General features: G+C 67.7%; 2 protein-coding genes. Both read right to left on the bottom strand.

Going from position 1 to position 3246, the window contains the following annotated elements:
- Positions 1–115: 115 nt before the first annotated feature.
- Entirely contained in the window at positions 116–1273 is a 1158-nt protein-coding gene (locus tag ACIY1X_RS25655; protein WP_038216078.1) for an ABC transporter substrate-binding protein, read from the bottom strand.
- 25 nt (positions 1274–1298) lie between these two features.
- Positions 1299–3185 carry an AMP-dependent synthetase/ligase gene (locus tag ACIY1X_RS25650; RefSeq protein ID WP_399686307.1) on the bottom strand — a complete coding sequence of 629 codons (1887 nt, stop codon included), beginning with the start codon at positions 3183–3185 and terminating at the stop codon, positions 1299–1301.
- Between the last annotated feature and the right edge of the window lie 61 nt (positions 3186–3246).

Here is a 3246-nt window from a genome sequence, read left to right as displayed (position 1 = left end):
CGCCGACCGCCCCACCATGAGCCCGCGCCCCAGGCCCCCGGCCACGGCGCGCGCCACGGACCACAAAAAAGGCCGTCCGGAAAGGAGCGGCCTCGTCATCGACGCACCCCGCAGCCTACTGCGCCAGGTAGTCCGACACCACCTTCCACTTCCCATCCACGATCTGCGACAGCCGCGAGGCGTTGTTGCCCAGGCGCTTGGTGGCGGTGAAGGTCATCTTCGGCGCGCCGAACATGTCGGGCTCGAAGGTGCTGGCGTCCATCAGCTTGACGAAGGAATCGGTCGTCAGGTTGGCGCCGGCCTTCTGCGCCACCTGGGCGAAGGCGTCGATGATCATGTAGCCGTAGACCGAGAACACGGTCGGGTCCTCGTTGAACTTGGTCTTGTACTTGTTGGCCCAGAAGCGGATCTTCTCGTTGGCCTCGTCGGTGTAGGGGTTCTGCACCGTCATGGTGGCGTAGATGCCGTCCATCGCCTTGCCGCCCAGCTTGTGGATCAGGTCGGTGTAGGCGGCGCTGGAGCCGAGGAACACCGGGTTGAAGCCCGTCTTGCGCGCCTCGCCCACGGTGCCGATGGTCTCGCGGATGATGGTGCCGAGCACCACCAGGTCGCAGCCCGCGGCCTTCATCTTCGCCACCTGGCTGCTGAAGTCGGTGGCGCCGCGCTTGAAGCTGGTCTTCTCGGCCAGCTCCATGCCCACCGTCTTCAGGCCCGCCTCGGCGCCGCGCTGCACCTCCAGGCCGAACTCGTCGTCCTGGTAGATGGTGCAGACCTTCTTGGCGCCCTTGTCCTTCACCAGCTTGGGCAGCGCCATGCGGATCTGGTCGTAGTAGGTGGCCGCGAAGGAGTACTTGAGCCGGTGGTGCGGCTCGTACATCTCGCGCGCGGCGGTGATCGGGAAGAAGTTGATGACGTTCTTGTCGAACTGCACCGGCATGGCCGCCATGTTCTGCGCGGTGCCGATGTGGCCGGCCATGATGAAGATCTTGTCCTGGTTCACCAGCTTCTGCGCGGCCAGCACCGCCTTCTTCGGGTCGTAGCCCGAGTCTTCCACGTACAGCTTGAGCTTGCGGCCGTTGATGCCGCCCTGCTCGTTGATCTCCTCCACGCGCAGCTGCATGCCGTTGCGCGACTGCTTGCCGAAGCCGGCCAGCGGGCCGGACAGGTCCTGGATGGTGCCGATGCGGATCTCGTCCTTGCTCACACCCTGCTGGGCCAGGGCGAAGGGGCTGGCCAGGGCCAGGGCGGCCAGGGCGATCAGGGTCTTGTTCACGGCAGCGTCTCCTTTTGCTTGGGTTTCACGAGTACATGGCTTCGATGCGGTCGGCGTACTTGGCCTGCACCAGCTTGCGCTTGAGCTTCATGGTGGGCGTCAGCTCCTCGTCCTCGGCACTGAGCTGCGTGTCGAGCAGGAAGAACTTCTTGATCTGCTCGACCCGGGCGAACTTCGCGTTGACGCGGTCGATCTCGCCCTGGATCAGGGCCTGCACCTCGGGCGCGCGCGTCAGACTGGCGTAGTTGCTGAAGGGCACGTCGTGGTCCTGCGCGAATTTCTCGACGTTCTCCTGGTCGATCATGATGATCACCGTCAGGTAGGGCCTCGCATCCCCGATCACCACCGCGTCGGTGACGTAGGGGCTGAACTTGAGCTCGTTCTCCAGCTCGCTGGGCGTGATGTTCTTGCCGCCTGCCGTGATGATGATGTCCTTCATCCGGTCGGTGATGCGGAAATACCCGTCCTCGTCCACCGAGCCCACGTCGCCGGTGTGCAGCCAGCCGTCGGCGTCGATGGCCTCGGCCGTCTTCTCGGGCTGATGCAGGTAGCCCATGAAGACGTTGGGCCCGCGCACCCGGATCTCGCCCGTGCCCTCGTCGATGCGCACCTCGTTGTACGCCGTGGCGGGGCCGATGGAGCCGGGCTTGATGCGTGCGGCCGGCATGCCGGTGGAAGCGCCGCCGGTCTCCGTCATGCCCCACACCTCCAGCATCGGCACGCCCAGCGCGAGGTACCAGCGCACCAGGTCGGGCGAGATGGGCGCCGCGCCGGTGACGAGGAAACGCGCCCGGTGGATGCCGATGAGCTTGCGCACGTTGTCCAGCGCCAGCCAGCGCGCCAGGCGGAAGCGCAGCTTCAGGCCGCCGCCCACCGGCTGCCCGGCCAGCACCCGTTCGGCGATGCGCTGGCCCACGCCGATGGCCCAGGCGTAGGCGGCGCGCTGCAGCGGCGTGGCCTCCTTCAGCGCGATCATCACGCCCGAGTAGAACTTCTCCCACACCCGCGGCACAGCCAGAAAGACGGTGGGCGCGATCTCGCGCACGTTCTCGGGCACGGTCTCGGGGTTCTCGACGAAGTTGAGCACCGCGCCGGTGTACATGGCGAAGTACTCGCCGCCCATGCGCTCGGCCACGTGGCACAGCGGCAGGAAGCACATGCGCTCGTCGCGCTCGTCCTGCGCGATCAGCGTGTTGTAGCCGCGCATGGCGTACACCAGCCCGGCATGGCTGTGCATCGCGCCCTTGGGCTTGCCGGTGGTGCCCGAGGTGTAGATGAGGATGGCCAGGTCCTGCGGCTGCACCTGGGCCACGCGCTCCTCCACCGCGCCGGGGTTGGCCGCGAGGTGCCCGCGGCCCAGCGCGCGCAGGGCGTCCAGGCTGAGCACGTCCGGGTCGTGGAAGTCGCGCAGGCCCTTCATGTCGAACACGACCACCTTGCGCAGCAGCGGCAGCTGCGCGCGCACCGCCAGCGCCTTGTCGAGCTGCTCGTCGTCTTCCACGAAGAGCACGACGCTGCGCGAGTCCTCGCACAGGTAGTGCACCTGGCTGGCCGCGTCGGTGGGGTAGATGCCGTTGGACACGCCGGCGCAGCTGAGCACCGCCAGGTCGGCCAGCACCCACTCGACGACGGTGTTGGACAGGATCGACGCGCATTCGCCGCGCGCGAAGCCCAGCGCCAGCAGGCCGTGGGCGATCTCGCGCACCGCCTCGGCGGCCTGCGCCCAGGTCCAGGCGCGCCAGATGCCCAGTTGCTTCTGGCGCATCCACACCTGCTCGCCGCGCATCCCGGCGGCGTTCCAGAACACGGCGGGCAGCGTCTCGCCCGGCACCACCACGTCGGTGCGCGGCTGCATGTGGGCGGTGTCCCAGAGGCCCGCGGGGAGGTACGCGCTGCTGCTGCCGTTACTCATCGCCAGGTCTTCTTTTTCTTCCAGCGCCGCTCGCCGCGGGCGCCGCTTTCCTGCATGCCGA

This window comes from Xenophilus sp. (assembly GCF_044462705.1).
GTDB lineage: Bacteria > Pseudomonadota > Gammaproteobacteria > Burkholderiales > Burkholderiaceae_C > Xenophilus > Xenophilus azovorans.
This window is presented reverse-complemented; position numbering and strand designations above follow the sequence as displayed.